The sequence below is a fragment of the Parasphingorhabdus sp. genome (assembly GCF_036963805.1).
Classification (GTDB): domain Bacteria; phylum Pseudomonadota; class Alphaproteobacteria; order Sphingomonadales; family Sphingomonadaceae; genus Parasphingorhabdus.
This window is the reverse complement of record NZ_JBALUN010000001.1, coordinates 78230-94256: the sequence shown is the minus strand read 5'-3', so window position 1 is coordinate 94256 and position 16027 is coordinate 78230. Positions and strand designations below refer to the sequence as shown.

Genomic DNA, 16027 nt, shown 5'->3' with positions numbered 1-16027 from the left:
GCAATTAAATTATATGGCGCTTCAAGATTATTCGGCGGCTTCCATTGTTAGGTCTTCATGACCTTCAGTTGCACTATTCGGTCCATAAAATTGGATCACACCGTCATCGACCGGTTCATTCAACAAGATTTTTTTATCAGCGAGATAATCCTGATTCAACTTCCACGGCATGCCAGTGCTGTTGCGTGGCAGCTCACTGATGGAACGCTTAATATATCCGGACGAGAAATCGAACAGCTCTTCCTCTTCCACTGATTCTGACAAAACTGGATTGGCGATCCGCGTGCTAGTGGCGTCCATATGCTTGAGCAACCGGCAGGTATATTCCGAGACTATATCTGCTTTAAGTGTCCACGATGCGTTCAAATAGCCGAAGACAATCGCCATGTTAGGGATGTCTGAAAACATGCAGCCTTTATAATAAAAATGATCATGAAAATTAATCGGCTTCCCGTCCACTTCAAATACGACCTTACCCGCAACGGCAAGTTTCAAGCCGGTGGCTGTGACAATCACATCGGCATCCAATGTTTCGCCAGATTTCAACTTGATACCATTCGCAGTTACCGCTTCGATATGGCCGGTTTTGACCTCTGCCGCGCCGGAACGAATGGCTTTGAACATATCGCTATCGGGGACAAGGCACAGGCGCTGTTCCCATGGCCCATAAGGCGGCGTATAATCTTCCTTATTATATTTATCGCCCAGTTCTTTTTTAAGTGGTTTTTCCAGTTTTTTTATGACTTTTTCAGGCTGGTTCCGTGCCATGTGGAAGGTGATGTCCTGCATCTTCACGTTTTTCCAGCGAATGATATTATAGGCCCATTGTTCGGGCATGATCTTGCGAAGAAAATTGGCTAGATGGTCCTTTGCATTGCGAGCAAAATACCATGTCGGCGTCCGTTGCAACATCGTCACATGGGCGGCTTTTTCAGCCATGACCGGAACGATGGTCACCGCCGTCGCACCGCTGCCGATTATTACGACCTTTTTGCTGCTATAGTCAAAATCCTTGGGCCAGAACTGCGGATGAACCACATCGCCTTTGAAATTTTCAATACCGGCAATCTTCGCATCATAGCCTTGATCATAGTCATAATAGCCCGACCCCATATACAGGAAATTGGCATGAATAATGGCTTGTCTGCCGTCTGATTTTTCTGCGGTTACGGTCCATCGTGCATCTTCGCTAGACCAGCTAGCAGCCAATACTTTGTGGCCAAAATGAATATGTTTTTCCAAATCATGCTTTACCTTGATCCGGTGGAGATAGTTCATGATCGATGGGCCATCGGCTATGGCTTTTTGCTCGGTCCATGGCTCAAATTGGAAACCTAAAGTATGCATATCACTGTCAGATCGGACCCCGGGATACTGAAACAGGTTCCAAGTCCCGCCTATCTCGTCGCGGCGTTCGACCAACGCAAAACTCTTATCCGGGCATTTATCACGAAGATGCACGGCCATCCCGATACCGGAAATTCCCGCCCCTACTATCAGGACGTCGACTGATTGCATCGGTGTTTCTAAAGCGCTTGCGCTTTTCTTTATAGCTTGTGTTGTCATTTGCCGTCTCTCCCAGCTGGACAATGTTATGCCATTCCTGAGACAAGGTTGCAATTAGCAATTTAACTGGACGATTAATGCAATACTTCACATTCTTCACACCGACGGGACTATAGTTGATATGCTAGCGTGTGAAACGAATTTGGTCAGAACTGAATTAAACGCCGCTATACCAAGCAGTTCCATCCTTCATCTCATAGGTCGCTCGGCCGGTATATTCCAAATGCCGGAGCGTCGCCATGGCCTCTCCCGTTGCCATCCCGATCACATCATGACCGATTGGGCGGGTGAAAAGCAGCGGGAAACTGTCGACCACCCGCATGGGTTTTTTGCTGATCGCATCAGCAAGGTCATCCAACGCCTCATTATGCCGTAGCGCCAAAGTATCAAGCCGCTGATGCGCGCCCTTGAACGGACGGCCGTGCGCTGGCAACACCAGCAGATCCGGATCAATTTCAGCGCGGAACCGATCTATGCTGGCAAGCCATTCGCCAAGCGGATCAGCAGTTGGTTCACTCAACATGACCGAGATATTGGATGTGATGCGCGGTAATATCTGGTCGCCGGAAATCATCACATGGTTTTTATCATCGATTAAGCAGGCATGTTCCGGGGTATGGCCACGCCCAATCATCACCCGCCAGTCATTATCGCCGATGGTCAGGCTATCACTCTCATCCATGCGGATATGGCCTATGGGCAGACGCGATACGGCGCGGGCAAAGCGGCCCCAGCCACCTTCGCTTTTCTCTTTGATCAACGCTTCGTCCCAGCCCGCAAAACGCCATTCATCAATAGCCTCTTGTGGCACATCATCACTGACATCTGCTGTGAGCATACGCGCCAGCAACCATTCTGTACGGTTCATGTGAACCGGCGCCTTGAAGCGGTTGGCCAGCCAGCCGGCACAACCGACGTGATCGGGATGGAAATGGGTCACGACGATTTTCGTCGCTGATTTTCCGTTTAGCCCGGTTTTGAAAAGCGTTTTCCAGGATTCGATGACTGCCGGCATGAACAATCCCGTATCGACTATCGCAAAACCCGCAGAACCGTCCGGATGCACATCATCAAGCACCCAGTTGTTAATATGCCCCAGCGGTCCAGGAACCGGCGTACGGGTCCAACCGATACCGGGCATGAGTTCAAAATATTCGCCATATTTCGGTTCATAATCACCGAGCGGATAGATGAGACCTTCCGCTTCGATGGGGTCAAAGCCATGATCGGCCAAGGTGGCATCATAAGCGGGGGGGTGTGTTATTGCATCCATAGCCAGACCATAGACTTACGCAAGGAAGCGGCGCAAGCCAATTTAATCAGTCAGTTAAGACCAATGTCAAATATAAGTAGCTGTATGTTCCTACCCCATAATCAATGCGGGGCAAAAATCACCGGCTGCGCGCGACTTTAGCTATCTTTAAAGAGCGTTTCTGCGGTCAGATCTTTACTAGCAATTTCGCCTTCACCAGATTCAGCGGCCAATGCGGCCTCCGCATCCCGTCCGGCTTTCGCGCGTTCTTCATGCAATTCGGCGATAAGCGCTTCCTTGTCGCCGCCCAATTTCTTGTCTTCTTCCACTTCAGGTTCAATGCCTGCCTTTTTCGCAGCTTTGGCAACCACGGTATCGAGTTCACGCTGGGAACAAAGACCCAGAGTAACCGGATCTTTGGGAACAATATTGGCAATATTCCAATGTTCACGGTCACGGATAGCGCTGATCGTAGTGCGGGTCGTGCCGATGAGCTTGCCAAGCTGCGCATCAGAAATTTCGGGATGATTGCGCAGCAACCAAGAAATACCGTCCGGCTTATCCTGACGCTTAGACACCGGCGTATAGCGAGGGCCTTTGGTCCGGCGGATCTGATCGGGACCTTTTTGTAGCTTCATCCGATATTCCGGATCAGCTTCGGCTTTCGCGATTTCCGCGTTGGTCAATTCATGCGCCTGCACAGGATCGCGGCCCGTATATTTAGAACCAGCAAGATCATCGGCCATCGCGTTCACTTCAAGAATGTGAATACCGCAAAATTCAGCAATCTGCTCAAAGCTCAATCCGGTATTATCAACCAGCCAGCTCGCTGTTGCGTGCTGCATGAGTGGGGTTGGGTTATCTTGGGCCACGGCGGCATCCTTTTTAAAAAATAAGGGCCGCCCCTTTCGGGAGCGGCCTGTTGTTATCTTCTTTGTAGTGGATATCGAAAGAGTCGGCAAGATATTTGGTTAGGCCATCGTTTTTTGACGGTTTTTGGCCAATTCCGGTTCATACTCTCGCAAAAATGGCCTTAGCAATAAAGCGGCGTGACATATAGGCGGTCTGATCCGGTTCAATTCGTGCTAATCCATCCAAAAATTGCCGGGCGCTGGCGGTCCAATTGAAATGACTGGCCCGTTTCAGGCAATCACTTGGCTGTAAATATTGCGCGACAGCAATTGCGTGGTTCAAATTTTTGGACATGGCTCCGCTTTTTTCCGTCAATATATCGACCGGGCCGGTGACAGGGAAAGCCGCTACCGGCGTGCCGCAAGCCAGCGCCTCAATCAACACCAGTCCGAACGTATCGGTTTTACTGGGGAATACAAAAACATCTGCACCCGCATAGCATCCGGCCAATTGTCTACCCGATTTACGGCCCAGAAAATAAGCCTCGGGATAGCGTAAGCGCAGATCATCCAGCGCAGGACCATCGCCCACGATAACCTTGCTGCCCCGTTGATCGGTTTGCAGAAAAGCCTCAATATTTTTTTCCACCGCTACCCGTCCGACATAAAGCTGGATCGGGCGCGGCAAATCTTTGAAAAGGTCCGGGGCGGGCGCATCCGGAGAAAAATTCGTAAGATCAACGCCGCGGCTCCAATGGTGCACTTGCGGCAAACGTTCGCCCATTAATTGCTGACGCACGCTTTCGGTAGACGCCATGATGGCCTGTGACCGGCCATGAAACCAGCGGATATAATGCCAGAAAATGCGCGGTGACAAATGGGTGCGCTTAGCAAGATATTCCGGAAACTGTGTGTGATAAGCCGTTGTAAACGGGAATTTATTACGGCGGCACCAACGCCGCGCAGACAGGCATAATGGCCCCTCAGTCGCCAAATGGACCGCGTCGGCATTAAATTTGGAAATGCGGCGTCCCACGCTACGCGCACGGGTCATTGCCAAACGGATTTCCGGATAGCTGGGTGCCGCGACCGAGCGATATTGATCGGGGGAGATAATCAACACCTCATGCCCCCAATTGCGCAATATGCCGACCACCGTTTCCAATGTCCGAACCACACCATTTACCTGGGGATGCCAAGCATCGGTGACCAGCGCGATTTTCACGCCGCTTGCACCAGATCGTCGTTCACGCTTTCCAGTTCCAGCTGTTCGGCGCGCCGGGCCTCTCGTGCGGCAATTTCATCGGCCCAGTGCAATATTTCCATCGTGCCGTCGTCACATTCGACCAGCGCCGTGCATCCTTCGACCCAGTCACCGTCATTATAATATTCGATGCCCTTAATCTCGCGCATATCGGCGGTATGGATATGGCCGCACACGACCCCGTCGACACCCCGGCTGCCTGCAGCTTTGGCAACCAGTTCTTCGAAGCGACCGATGAATTCCACGGCATTTTTGACCTTGTTCTTGGCCATTTTCGATAGCGACCAATAAGGCAGTCCCATGCGCCGGCGGACCTTGTTGACCACCCAGTTGAGCCGCATCAGAAAGGTATAAGCGGTGTCCCCGACAAAAGCGAGCCAGCGATGGGCCAACATCACCGCATCAAATTCGTCGCCATGCAGCACGAGCAACCGTCGTCCATCAGCGGTTTCGTGGATTGCGGAACGGCGGATTTCAACGCCGCCGAAATTTAATCCGGTAAACTGGCGGAACATCTCGTCATGATTACCGGGAATATAGACAATGCGCGTATCCCGCTTGGCCCGTTTCAATATCCGCCAAACGATATCATTATGACCGTCCGGCCAATAAAATTTCTTCTTCAGCCGCCAGCCGTCGATAATATCGCCCACCAGATAAAGTGTATCGCTATCCACATGGTCTAGGAAATCGATCAACATGTCGGCATTACAGCCGCGCGTGCCCAAATGGATGTCAGAAATCCAGATGGTTCGGTATCGCGTCCGGTCTACCGGATTGACCTGTGGTTGACGGGTAAGCCGCGCTTCATAGCGGTCCACATCAAGCAAGGGGACATTAGACGCTGAAATCGGCGGAAATTGTTTGGCCATCGCTTCACTCCCAAGGAAACCATCCATGGGAGCCGCCTATAACCTGCCTATATTACAGGTTGATTCGCATTTTGTGACCCTTTGGTGACGATAGAGCTTAAGTTATCTCGTTTTGCAGCTGTTTTTGACTCGTTTTCGAAGCACCGTCATCGCCTTGCTTTTTCCGGTATTTGTACATCCAGTCCGACAGAAATAAACTGAACGGCTTTTCCAAAAACAGGTGCGCCATAACGCCAAATGCAATTGTTGCCATCAAAACTACTAGAACAAGCCAAATCGATTTTCCCGGTTCCCCGGTGATGAAAATTTGGGCCGTACCCAAAACCAACGGGTGAAATAAGTAAATTGCGTAGGAAGCGTCTCCGACCAACGAAAATGCTCGAATTTCTGGCATTTTTGGCTCCGCAGAAATAATCCCCCAAACGAGCAGCATCGCTGGCAAGCCCAGCGAAAAAAAGCGCTGATCGGTCAATCCACATAAGAGCGGCATGAAAAACAATGCCAAGGGAACAACTATGATTGGCATTTTTCGGCGCGATTTCGCAATGATCATACCGCAGACAAATTCAAGAATGATGGGATTCAGATAAAATCCAGCCACACCGGTTGGCTGGAAAATTATGCCGCCCATTACGAGCAGGGCCAAGCCGGCACCCAGCCAGATCAGCCGGTTTTTTTCCGGCAGCAGCAAGCTCGCACCAAAAATCAAATAGAAAAACATTTCATAGTTCAACGTCCATCCGGGTTGAAGAACCGGTAGAAATACAGCATCTGTAGGATGCTGCATCGGGATAAACAGGAAGGAAGCGATGCTGTGCCAGCCCGTCCATCCACTTGCTTGAACCGTGACCAACGTGGCCAGCCAATAGAGCGGAACGATACGCATGATACGTTTAACGTAAAATTGCTTTGGTGAATATGTTTTCCCTTGGGTCGATTTGACCATTATAAAACCGGAAATCACAAAAAATATATCGACGCCGCCGCCGAGCCATTCAGTTGCCGCTGATTGCGGGAAAAAACCGCCGGTCGACAGGTGTAGAAGAACGACCATCAACGCCGCTAATCCGCGCAGATACTGGATAGAAAAATAACTGTCTGTCATGCTAGCGGCATAATTCCATTCTTGAAACTACCCGGCGTTAGCAAAGACATCTTTCATTCGGGTTACCGCGTCATCAACCCGCTATCCCATAGTGAGGACAATTTTCCCGATATGATTGCCCGCTTCCATATGAGCGTGGGCTTTGGCAGCATCCCGGAACGCAAAAACCTCATCCATGACCGGCTTCAACTTTCCGGCTTCGACATCCGGCCAGACATAGCGATAAATTTCATCCCCCAGCAACGCCTTGCGATCGGCAGATTGCGGACGCAATGTGGATCCGGTCAGCGTCAATCGTTTCATCATGATCTGCGCCATATTGAGGGTCGCATTCACTCCGCCCTGAACCGCGATTGTGACATGGCGGCCATCTTCTTTCAGGCAATTCAGGTTCCGCGCGACATAATCACCCGCGACCATATCAAGCACGATTTCAACGCCCTGCCCGCCGGTGATCTTTTTAATCTCTTCGACAAAATCCTGCGTTTTATAATTAATCGCATGATCCGCGCCGATGGTTTTGGCCGCGATGCATTTCTGATCGGAACCGCATGTTACAATGACATTCACACCAAACAGCTTGCCCAGCTTGATTGCCATTGTACCAATGCCGCTGGTGCCGCCATGGATCAAAACCGTTTCGTCTTCCCGCGCAAAACCGCGATTGAACAAATTGCTCCAGACCGTGAACAGGGTTTCCGGCAATGCCGCCGCTTCTTCCATGGTCAGGCTTTCGGGCACAGAAAGGCACTGCCCCACGGGCGCTACGCAAAATTCAGCGTAACCGCCGCCATTGGTCAGCGCACATATGCTGCGCCCCATCCATTCCGGCTCTACGCCGTCACCCAGCGCGACTACTATGCCCGACACCTCAAGTCCCGGTAGAGGCGATGCGCCCGGCGGCGCGGGGTAAAGCCCCTTGCGCTGTATGATATCGGGTCGGTTTACGCCGGCGGCCACCACTTTGATCAGCACTTCGCCAACCGCAGGCTTTGGTACCGCCATAATTTCAGGCTTCAGAACATCCGGTCCGCCCGGTTTGCTGATCGCGATAGCTGTCATTTCCGACTGCAATATTTGCGTTACTGTCATAACCTGCCCAAATCTCCCCAATCCGTCCAAATGCCGTACAGATTTTTTCTCCGATCGCCTTATTGACAGCAAACCCTTCTCGGTCAACATTACCGACGCTTGTGGACAAAAAAACTAGGGTCTTTAAATGGATGACGACGATAATCTGCCGCGCAGCGCCAATGATCCGCTCGCCCGGCTCATAAAACAGGATTTAGACTCGTTTTCTGTGGATGAGCTGGAGAAACGGATTTTGCTGCTCAAAAGCGAAATAAGCCGCTGTGAAGCCAAGAAAAACTTCGCAGTGGCGCACCGTACCAGCGCCGATGACCTTTTTAAGAAATGATGAAAGCTGGCTTTCTGGTAAGGATTTGTTAACCCTATATCTTAATATTCGGATTTAATTTGATCTGACTTGAACCGTTTAGGAGAAGAGACGAGAAAATTGGTATAACCTTGGCTTAAAGCTGACCATTATGAGTGCATAGCCCTTGATGTTTTCACGGTTGCGCATAAATTAGTAAGGTAGCCGAATAGTTAAGGCCTGAGCAGACTGTACCGCAGGTTTTTCGGCCACCGGGACAATTTGATGTCCCATCAAGGAGTTAAGTATATGCCGTCATTTGCAGAATCACTGGAAAAGACCCTTCATCAGGCGCTGAAAAATGCAGCCGACCGGTCTCACGAATATGCGACGTTGGAACATCTCTTGCTCGCATTGATCGACGACGGCGATGCGTCTCAGGTGATGAATGCTTGCGGTGTTGACCTCGGCGAGCTGGAAGATGCAGTTGTGCTCTATCTTGATACCGAACTCGACTCCCTGAAGGTCCAGAAAACCATCGATCCATCGCCCACATCTGGCTTCCAGCGCGTTGTTCAGCGTGCGATCTTGCATGTGCAATCGTCCGGAAAAGACGAAGTCACCGGAGCCAACGTGCTGGTCGCGCTATTTTCCGAACGCGAAAGCTATGCGGTCTATTTCCTGCAACAGCAGGATATGAGCCGCCTGGATGCGGTGAGCTTTATTAGCCACGGCGTCGGCAAAGGCGGTCAGTCCGTTGATCCGGTTGAACTATCGGGCGCAGATGATGGCGAAGAGAAAAAAGAAGCCAAGAGCAAGAAAGAAACCGCGCTCGACCAGTTTACAGTCAATTTGAACGAGAAAGCCAAGGACGGCCGGATTGATCCATTGATCGGTCGTCAGGCCGAGGTTGATCGTACTGTGCAGATATTGTGCCGCCGATCCAAGAATAACCCGCTTTATGTGGGCGAACCCGGCGTTGGTAAAACCGCTATCGCAGAAGGTCTTGCCCTACGCATTGTCGAAGAAAATGTTCCTGACGTTTTGAAACCAGCGGTGATCTATTCGCTCGACATGGGTTCATTATTGGCAGGCACACGCTATCGCGGCGATTTTGAAGAACGGCTGAAACAGGTAGTATCAGAGCTTGAAAAAATGCCTGACGCCATTTTGTTCATTGACGAAATTCACACAGTAATCGGTGCTGGCGCGACCAGTGGCGGTGCAATGGATGCGTCTAACCTGTTAAAACCTGCTTTGTCAGGCGGCATTATCCGCTGCATTGGTTCCACCACTTACAAAGAATTCCGCAATCATTTTGAAAAAGACCGCGCCCTGTTGCGCCGGTTCCAGAAGATTGACGTGAACGAACCGAGTGTCGAAGATACGATCAAAATCCTCGCAGGACTGCGTTCCGCGTTCGAAGATCATCACAATGTACGTTATTCACCCGATGCGTTGAAATCGGCTGTGGAGCTTTCCACGCGCTATATTAATGATCGCAAATTACCGGATAAAGCCATTGATGTGATAGACGAAGTGGGCGCAATGCAGATGCTGTTGCCGCCTTCGCGGCGCAAGAAGATGATCACGACCAAGGATATTGAAGCGGTTATCGCGACCATGGCGCGCATCCCGCCCAAATCTGTCTCCAAGGATGACAAGAAAACGCTAGAAAGTCTCGACCGCGATTTGAAGCGCGTTGTTTTCGGACAAAACGCGGCCATCGAAAAGCTTTCCAGCGCGATCAAATTGTCGCGGGCTGGCCTGCGCGAACCCAATAAGCCAATTGGTAACTATCTGTTCTCTGGCCCCACCGGTGTTGGTAAAACCGAAGTGGCACGGCAATTGTCATCAATCATGGGTATTCCGCTCCAACGCTTTGATATGTCTGAATATATGGAACGGCACAGCGTATCCCGCTTGATCGGTGCGCCTCCAGGCTATGTCGGCTATGATCAGGGCGGATTGCTTACAGATGCTGTGGATCAAAACCCGCATTGCGTTCTGCTGCTCGACGAGATTGAGAAAGCCCACCCCGACGTGTTCAACATTCTCTTGCAGGTGATGGACAACGGCAAGCTGACCGATCATCACGGCAAGACCGTTGATTTTCGCAATGTGATCCTGATTATGACCACCAACGCCGGTGCATCCGACATGGCGAGAGAAGGCATTGGTTTTGGCAATGTGTCCAAAGAAGATGCCAGCGATGAAGCGGTGAAGAAAATGTTCACTCCAGAATTCCGCAATCGTCTGGATGCCATTGTTCCCTTTGCCTATCTGCCGCCAGAAGTTGTTGCGCGGGTTGTCGAGAAGTTCATTCTCGAGCTCGAATTGCAGCTGGCCGATCAGGACGTCCACATCACATTAGATGAGGATGCCCAGAAATGGCTGACCGACCGCGGATATGACAAGCTTTATGGCGCGCGCCCAATGGGCCGCTTGATTCAGGAAAAGATCAAGCAACCCTTGGCTGAAGAATTGCTGTTCGGCAAACTCACCAACGGCGGTGAGGTCAAGGTCCACCTGAAAGACAACGAGCTAACTTTTGAAGTCACGCCCGCTGCACCGGCAGCCAAGAAGAAACGGCCGAAGAAAAAGGCAGCGACCAAGGCTAAATAAACAGGCTTAAGCTTAGCTCCTAATATTAAAAACGGCGTGATTAATCTCACGCCGTTTTTTTGTGTTCAATCAGTGCGTCGTGCAAATACCCGAGAAAAGAGAAATTCCCCATATTGACTCATACCGACTAGTTGGTATGTATTTGCGATGAAACCGAGTCGAAACCTATCCGCTAATTCCCCTCCGCCAAAATCCGGTGCGCGGACAAAATTACTCGGCGCAGCGATAAAACTGGTGCGCAAAAATGGTTTTTCGGCCACTTCTGTAGATCAGCTTTGCGCCGAAGCTGGAGTTTCCAAGGGCGCTTTTTTCCACCATTTTACGAACAAAGATGCCTTAGGAGCTGCTGCGGCGGACTATTGGACAGAAACATCCAGCGCGTTATTCATGAAGGCCGATTACAACCGCCACGACGACCCACTCGACCGCTATTTTGGCTATCTCGATTTTCGTGAAGAGATTGCAACCGGCGCGGTCGAGGAATTTACCTGCTATGCCGGTACCAGCTTGCAAGAGTGCTATGGCAGCAGCGATGCCATCCGCGGTGCGGCTTACGATAGTATAGCGGGTCATAGTGCCCGATTGGCCGCTGATCTCGATCAAGCCATCGCAAAATATGGCGCACCAGAAGGCGTCACCGGTATGTCACTAGGATCCTATACACAGGCTGCGCTGCAAGGTGCTTTCATCCTCGCCAAGGGCCGGGGTAATGCCACGCCCGTTCACGAGGCGATCTCCCATTTGCGGCGTTATGCCCAAATGTTATTTACCCCAAAATTTAAAGAAAGGAGTATAAAATGACCGATTGTAATCCCACTAAACCCGAAGATGTTCACGAACTTTCTATTACCCGACATATCGCTGCACCACCCGAAAAGGTTTGGCGTGTAATAACCGAACAGACCGCGCAGTGGTGGTGCCCTACGCCGTGGCGAACAGAGATTATTGAACAGGACTGGCGCTCCGGTGGCCGCAATGCAACTGTGATGCTCGGCCCTGATGGGGAGAGAGAAGAAGGCGAAGGTATTTTCCTCGAAGTAAAACCGGGACAGCGTTTTGTCTTTACTGACGCCATGACGGCAGATTTCGAACCGCAAGGCCCGTTCATGATCGGTATTTTCGCGATTGAGGCAGAGGACGACGGAACCCGCTACACCGCTAGCGCTCGTCACTGGACGGAAGAAGCGAAAAAACAGCATGAAGAAATGGGCTTTTTCGCTGGATGGACTGCAGTTTCAGACCAACTTGCTGAGCTTTGCGAAAATGAGATGGCAGATATAATCTAACTTATTTTGGAAAGGAGAGAGAGATAATGACTTATTTACAAGGATTTCTGATTCCCGTTCCCGAGGACAAGAAAGAAGCTTATGAGAAGATGGCCCACGATGCAGTTCCGCTTTTCACGGGGTATGGAGCACAGCGGATCGTCGAATGCTGGGACGACGATGTTCCCCGCGGCGAGGTGACGGACATGTATCGCGCGGTTAAAGCCGAGAAAAATGAAAAAATAGTTTTCTCATGGATAGAATGGGATTCGAAAGAAACCTGCGAGGCAGCCCATGAAAAGATGATGGATGATGAGGCTATGCAAACCCCTCCCGGAGATATGCCGTTTGATGGAATGCGGATGATGTTTTCCGGATTTGAACCGTTAGCAGAGAACGAATCTAGCGGCTCATCGACCTATGTACAGGGCTATGTAGCGCCTGTGCCGAAGGGCAATCGCAGCGCTTTTTCAGAGTTGTGCCGGACAATGCAATCCGTCGCAATCGACTGCGGTGCGTTATATACGATGGACGGCTGGGCGGACAATATTACTGACGGTAAGGTGACCGATTTTAAGCAGGCAGTAAAAGCGGAAAACGACGAAACAGTCGCCTTTGGCTTTGTCGAATGGCCATCGAAGGAAGCCTATGAAAAAGGCTCAGCCCGAATGCGGGAGGATGATCGCATGCCGCAGTTAGGCGCTGATATGCCGCTTGACGGTCGGCGCCTAATCTATGGCGGCTTTGAAGTCCTTCTCGATGCAAGGAAGTAGATTGTGATGCTTGACCGAAAACATTTTGTTCTTATTATGTTCCAATATGCCAGAGGAGGATTCGTATCATGTCGCTAAAATTCTACACCAACCCTATGTCACGCGGCCAGATTGCCCGCTGGGCCCTGCATGAAGCGGGGGTGGAATATGATGAGAAGATTGTCGCATTTGACAACGAGATGAAGTCTGCAGACTTTCTTGCGGTCAATCCGATGGGGAAAGTTCCGGCGATAGTCCATAATGGTAAGACGGTCACCGAATGTGCTGCGATTTGCGCTTATCTTGCCGATACGTTTCCTGATGCAGGCCTTGCACCGACTGCGGACGAACGCGCTGATTATTATCGGTGGCTGTTTTTCGTGGCCGGGCCGATCGAGCAAGCGGTGACCGACAGATCTTTTGGTGTCGTCATCGCCGAAGAACAGCAACGCATGGCTGGCTATGGCAATTATAACATGGCTATGGATGTGCTCGACCAGATGCTGCAAACCAATGATTATGTCTGCGGAAAACGGTTTACGATGGCAGACGTATATGTTGGCGCGCAGGTAGGCTGGGGCTTGGCATTCAAGAGTTTTCCCGAACGCGGCAGTTTCAAGGCTTATGCCGAACGTGTGCAATCGCGTAGCGCATATATCGAAGCCAAAGCGATTGATGAAAAGCTCATCCCCCAAGGCTAGAAAGCACCAAAAGATAAAGGCCAGACGGGATGAACCCTCTGGCCTTTATCTGTTCAAATATTAGCCAGTAACGGCAAAGAGGCTAATTTTCCGGCGTCTGCCCATATTGGACGCGCCACGCGGCAAGGTCTTTTTCATATTGCTCATAGGCCTGATAAAAATCTGTAAATGGTTTTTCCAATTCCATCAGCGCCTGCTCACCAAATGCTGCCATATCTTCGGTTTTGGTAATGATCGCACGCTGACTAACCTGAACCGCCTGATCACAGAACGGGCGACGCAGGGGCGAAAAGGACCAGTAATTATATAGGATCGTCTGGTGCCGATCATGCTCGACCTTGTAATTACTACCTATTTCACGGCGAGCTTTGCTCACAATCGCATTATTGGCGTTACGCAAATATTTCTCATTATTACCGATAAACGCATTATAATCGCCAACCAACCGTTCATATTCCGGTCCGGTACAACTCAAAGCCGCGACGTTTAGTGCCGCACGCACATGCCATACGGTTTCCAGCGGGCCAAGATCACGGTTGATCGTTTCCCGCAAACCATCGGGGCGTACCAGCGGCACGATAGTATTGGCGCTCGCGCCAAAAGGAGTCGTCGGGGCACGCGGCGTATATTGTGGGACAGGTACCGGAGCAACAGGAGGAGGAGGCGCAGCCTGACAGGCAGCCAATGCAGAAACGGCAATAACGGTCGCAAACAAGCGCAGATTTTTAATAGTCTGAATCACGTATTTTTCCCCTGAAAAGCTAAGAATCTCCTATGCTCGGGATTTCCTATTGTCCAGCGATTGCGATGGAAAATCGATCAACTGCCAAAAGAAAAAGCCCAGCAGTTTCCTGCCGGGCTTTTCTGTAAATCAGGGCTTATGAATATAAGCTTAGTCTTGGCTGCCCATGAAGGTGAGCAGGAACTGGAACATATTGATAAAGTCCAGATACAGGTTCAGCGCACTCATGATAATCACTTTGCCGATCATGTCGGTTCCAGCGACATAAGCATACATGCTTTTAATCCGCTGCGTGTCATATGCTGTCAAACCAGCGAAGATCAGAACACCAATGGCACTGATGACAAAATGCATCATCGTGGATTGCAGAAAAATGTTAATCACCATGGCAACCAACAAGCCGATAACACCCATGATCAAGAAGGTGCCCCAGCCCGACAAATCTTTCTTTGTCGTATAGCCATAGAGACTAAGCCCCATAAAGGCTGCAGCCGTAGCAAAGAAGGTCTGGGCAATCGAAGCGCCGGTGTATACCAGGAAAATCGTCGACATCGATAGGCCCATCAAGGTCGCAAAGCCCCAGAACATTGCCTGCAGCGTAAATGTCGAAAATTTATTCTGTCCAAAGCTCATCGCAAATACGATAGCAAGTGGCGACAGGATGATCACCCATTTCATCATTCCACCGCCAAGCATGATTTCCGCTGCCATGCCGGAGCTAGCAAAGAGCATCGCAACGATGCCGGTCAGCAGCACGCCGCTCGCCATGTAATTATAGACTTTGAGCATGTACGAACGCAGTCCAGCGTCATAAGCGACATCAGATTGTGGTGCGGTGCCAACAGGTGCACGCGACATTGTCGTTCTGGGGTCGGGCCAAGCCATAATATTCAAACTCCTCGGTTCATTGGGCCGCAAATCGATTATTGCAGCGCGATATCTACTAATATCGGTTATTATGTGAATTTTTCAAGAAAAACCGCATGAAAAATCGACAAAATTAACATGGCGACTCATAGATAATATCAATTGATAAGCCTTTAAGCCTTAAAAATTTGCCGAACGGGGTCGCAATAATTTTCAAATGCCTCACCATGAACATATTCCATCCGAAGTCGCGTTCAGAATATTTTGGCGATAATCCCTTTTGCTCCGGCTACCACGTCGGCCCAAGTCTTGTCGAATGCATCCTCTAATTCATAATAAGGATCGACAAGCCCCTCTCCCTCCCGACCTATTACATGGTCGAGAAAGAGAGACAGTAAAGCCGACCCATCCGATGGCTGTAATTCCTCTAAATAGGCCATATTATCATTGTCGAGCGCAATTATATGATCAAAATCACGAAAATCAGCAGTCCGTACCCCTCGCGCGCGTAAATGGTCGATCGGCGCTCCGTTTTTAGCTGCAACAGCCTGCGCCCGCTCGTCCGGCGGTTGATCTGCGTGCCAGTCATGGGTTCCGGCAGAATCGATAATCAGACTCAGCTCCATATCCGAGCATTGCTGCCGCAGCGCAGCTTCCGCCAACGGCGACCTGCATATATTACCCATGCAAACAAATAGAACTGAAATAGCCATGCGACCCCCCGATAGCTAAAATGATAATATATATTTTTGTATATTTTAAAGCTTATTAAAAACGATGTTTGCTGGCT

At 50.4% G+C, this 16027-nt stretch carries 16 protein-coding genes; 6 read left to right on the top strand and 10 right to left on the bottom strand.

Going from position 1 to position 16027, the window contains the following annotated elements:
* Window positions 1-27 precede the first annotated feature (27 nt).
* The 7 genes from V7676_RS00485 to V7676_RS00455 form a co-directional block, all read right to left on the bottom strand.
* The gene (locus V7676_RS00485) at window positions 28-1566 is read right to left on the bottom strand and encodes a flavin-containing monooxygenase (protein WP_335657698.1); all 1539 of its coding nucleotides are present in this window, start codon (window positions 1564-1566) and stop codon (window positions 28-30) included.
* 157 nt (window positions 1567-1723) lie between these two features.
* On the bottom strand, window positions 1724-2839 hold the full coding sequence (locus V7676_RS00480) for an MBL fold metallo-hydrolase (RefSeq protein WP_335657697.1): 1116 nt from the start codon (window positions 2837-2839) through the stop codon (window positions 1724-1726).
* Between the two features lie 137 nt (window positions 2840-2976).
* Entirely contained in the window at window positions 2977-3663 is a 687-nt protein-coding gene (locus tag V7676_RS00475; protein ID WP_335658871.1) for a DUF1013 domain-containing protein, read from the bottom strand.
* A 166-nt stretch (window positions 3664-3829) separates the two neighbouring features.
* The gene (locus tag V7676_RS00470; RefSeq protein WP_335657696.1) at window positions 3830-4894 is read right to left on the bottom strand and encodes a glycosyltransferase family 4 protein; all 1065 of its coding nucleotides are present in this window, start codon (window positions 4892-4894) and stop codon (window positions 3830-3832) included.
* Window positions 4891-5805: a UDP-2,3-diacylglucosamine diphosphatase gene (locus V7676_RS00465; protein ID WP_335657695.1), complete on the bottom strand. Its 915-nt coding sequence runs from the start codon at window positions 5803-5805 to the stop codon at window positions 4891-4893. Before V7676_RS00465 ends, V7676_RS00470 begins: the two co-directional genes overlap by 4 nt.
* Window positions 5806-5902: 97 nt before the next feature.
* The gene (locus V7676_RS00460) at window positions 5903-6910 is read right to left on the bottom strand and encodes an acyltransferase family protein (protein ID WP_335657694.1); all 1008 of its coding nucleotides are present in this window, start codon (window positions 6908-6910) and stop codon (window positions 5903-5905) included.
* An 81-nt stretch (window positions 6911-6991) separates the two neighbouring features.
* The gene (locus tag V7676_RS00455) at window positions 6992-8002 is read right to left on the bottom strand and encodes an NAD(P)H-quinone oxidoreductase (RefSeq protein ID WP_335657693.1); all 1011 of its coding nucleotides are present in this window, start codon (window positions 8000-8002) and stop codon (window positions 6992-6994) included.
* A gap of 127 nt (window positions 8003-8129) precedes the next feature.
* Between V7676_RS00455 and V7676_RS00450 the strand changes: the two genes are divergently transcribed.
* The 6 genes from V7676_RS00450 to V7676_RS00425 all read left to right on the top strand — a co-directional run bounded on the left by V7676_RS00450 (window position 8130) and on the right by V7676_RS00425 (window position 13628).
* On the top strand, window positions 8130-8327 hold the full coding sequence (locus V7676_RS00450; RefSeq protein ID WP_335657692.1) for a DUF1192 domain-containing protein: 198 nt from the start codon (window positions 8130-8132) through the stop codon (window positions 8325-8327).
* Window positions 8328-8594: 267 nt separating this feature from the next.
* Complete coding sequence (gene clpA, locus V7676_RS00445) at window positions 8595-10910, top strand: ATP-dependent Clp protease ATP-binding subunit ClpA (RefSeq protein WP_335657691.1); 2316 nt, start codon at window positions 8595-8597, stop codon at window positions 10908-10910.
* 147 nt (window positions 10911-11057) lie between these two features.
* Entirely contained in the window at window positions 11058-11711 is a 654-nt protein-coding gene (locus tag V7676_RS00440) for a TetR/AcrR family transcriptional regulator (protein WP_335657690.1), read from the top strand.
* On the top strand, window positions 11708-12196 hold the full coding sequence (locus V7676_RS00435) for an SRPBCC family protein (RefSeq protein ID WP_335657689.1): 489 nt from the start codon (window positions 11708-11710) through the stop codon (window positions 12194-12196). The genes V7676_RS00440 and V7676_RS00435 overlap by 4 nt, the downstream gene beginning before the upstream one ends.
* A 26-nt stretch (window positions 12197-12222) precedes the next feature.
* A complete protein-coding gene (locus V7676_RS00430) occupies window positions 12223-12948 on the top strand; it encodes a DUF1428 domain-containing protein (protein ID WP_335657688.1) in 726 nt (241 codons plus the stop codon).
* Between the two features lie 68 nt (window positions 12949-13016).
* Window positions 13017-13628 (top strand): glutathione S-transferase family protein, encoded by a 612-nt coding sequence (locus tag V7676_RS00425; RefSeq protein ID WP_335657687.1) that lies wholly within the window; start codon window positions 13017-13019, stop codon window positions 13626-13628.
* A gap of 82 nt (window positions 13629-13710) precedes the next feature.
* Here V7676_RS00425 and V7676_RS00420 read toward each other — a convergent pair whose 3' ends face one another.
* From V7676_RS00420 to V7676_RS00410, 3 genes are all read right to left on the bottom strand, one after another.
* A complete protein-coding gene (locus V7676_RS00420; protein WP_335657686.1) occupies window positions 13711-14370 on the bottom strand; it encodes a hypothetical protein in 660 nt (219 codons plus the stop codon).
* Between the two features lie 150 nt (window positions 14371-14520).
* Window positions 14521-15255 carry a Bax inhibitor-1/YccA family protein gene (locus V7676_RS00415; RefSeq protein WP_442955380.1) on the bottom strand — a complete coding sequence of 245 codons (735 nt, stop codon included), beginning with the start codon at window positions 15253-15255 and terminating at the stop codon, window positions 14521-14523.
* Window positions 15256-15491: 236 nt separating this feature from the next.
* Window positions 15492-15950, bottom strand: a complete 459-nt coding sequence (locus tag V7676_RS00410; protein WP_335657685.1) for a low molecular weight protein-tyrosine-phosphatase — start codon at window positions 15948-15950, stop codon at window positions 15492-15494.
* Between the last annotated feature and the right edge of the window lie 77 nt (window positions 15951-16027).

Coding starts and splice junctions, on each gene's coding strand:
- V7676_RS00435 (WP_335657689.1), top strand. CDS start 11,708: ATGACCGATTGTAATCCCACTAAACCCGAAGATGTTCACGAACTTTCT.
- V7676_RS00450 (WP_335657692.1), top strand. CDS start 8,130: ATGGATGACGACGATAATCTGCCGCGCAGCGCCAATGATCCGCTCGCC.
- V7676_RS00425 (WP_335657687.1), top strand. CDS start 13,017: ATGTCGCTAAAATTCTACACCAACCCTATGTCACGCGGCCAGATTGCC.
- V7676_RS00465 (WP_335657695.1), bottom strand. CDS start 5,805: ATGGCCAAACAATTTCCGCCGATTTCAGCGTCTAATGTCCCCTTGCTT.
- V7676_RS00430 (WP_335657688.1), top strand. CDS start 12,223: ATGACTTATTTACAAGGATTTCTGATTCCCGTTCCCGAGGACAAGAAA.
- clpA (WP_335657691.1), top strand. CDS start 8,595: ATGCCGTCATTTGCAGAATCACTGGAAAAGACCCTTCATCAGGCGCTG.
- V7676_RS00480 (WP_335657697.1), bottom strand. CDS start 2,839: ATGGATGCAATAACACACCCCCCCGCTTATGATGCCACCTTGGCCGAT.
- V7676_RS00475 (WP_335658871.1), bottom strand. CDS start 3,663: ATGCAGCACGCAACAGCGAGCTGGCTGGTTGATAATACCGGATTGAGC.
- V7676_RS00410 (WP_335657685.1), bottom strand. CDS start 15,950: ATGGCTATTTCAGTTCTATTTGTTTGCATGGGTAATATATGCAGGTCG.
- V7676_RS00485 (WP_335657698.1), bottom strand. CDS start 1,566: ATGACAACACAAGCTATAAAGAAAAGCGCAAGCGCTTTAGAAACACCG.
- V7676_RS00415 (WP_442955380.1), bottom strand. CDS start 15,255: ATGGCTTGGCCCGACCCCAGAACGACAATGTCGCGTGCACCTGTTGGC.
- V7676_RS00440 (WP_335657690.1), top strand. CDS start 11,058: ATGAAACCGAGTCGAAACCTATCCGCTAATTCCCCTCCGCCAAAATCC.
- V7676_RS00460 (WP_335657694.1), bottom strand. CDS start 6,910: ATGACAGACAGTTATTTTTCTATCCAGTATCTGCGCGGATTAGCGGCG.
- V7676_RS00455 (WP_335657693.1), bottom strand. CDS start 8,002: ATGACAGTAACGCAAATATTGCAGTCGGAAATGACAGCTATCGCGATC.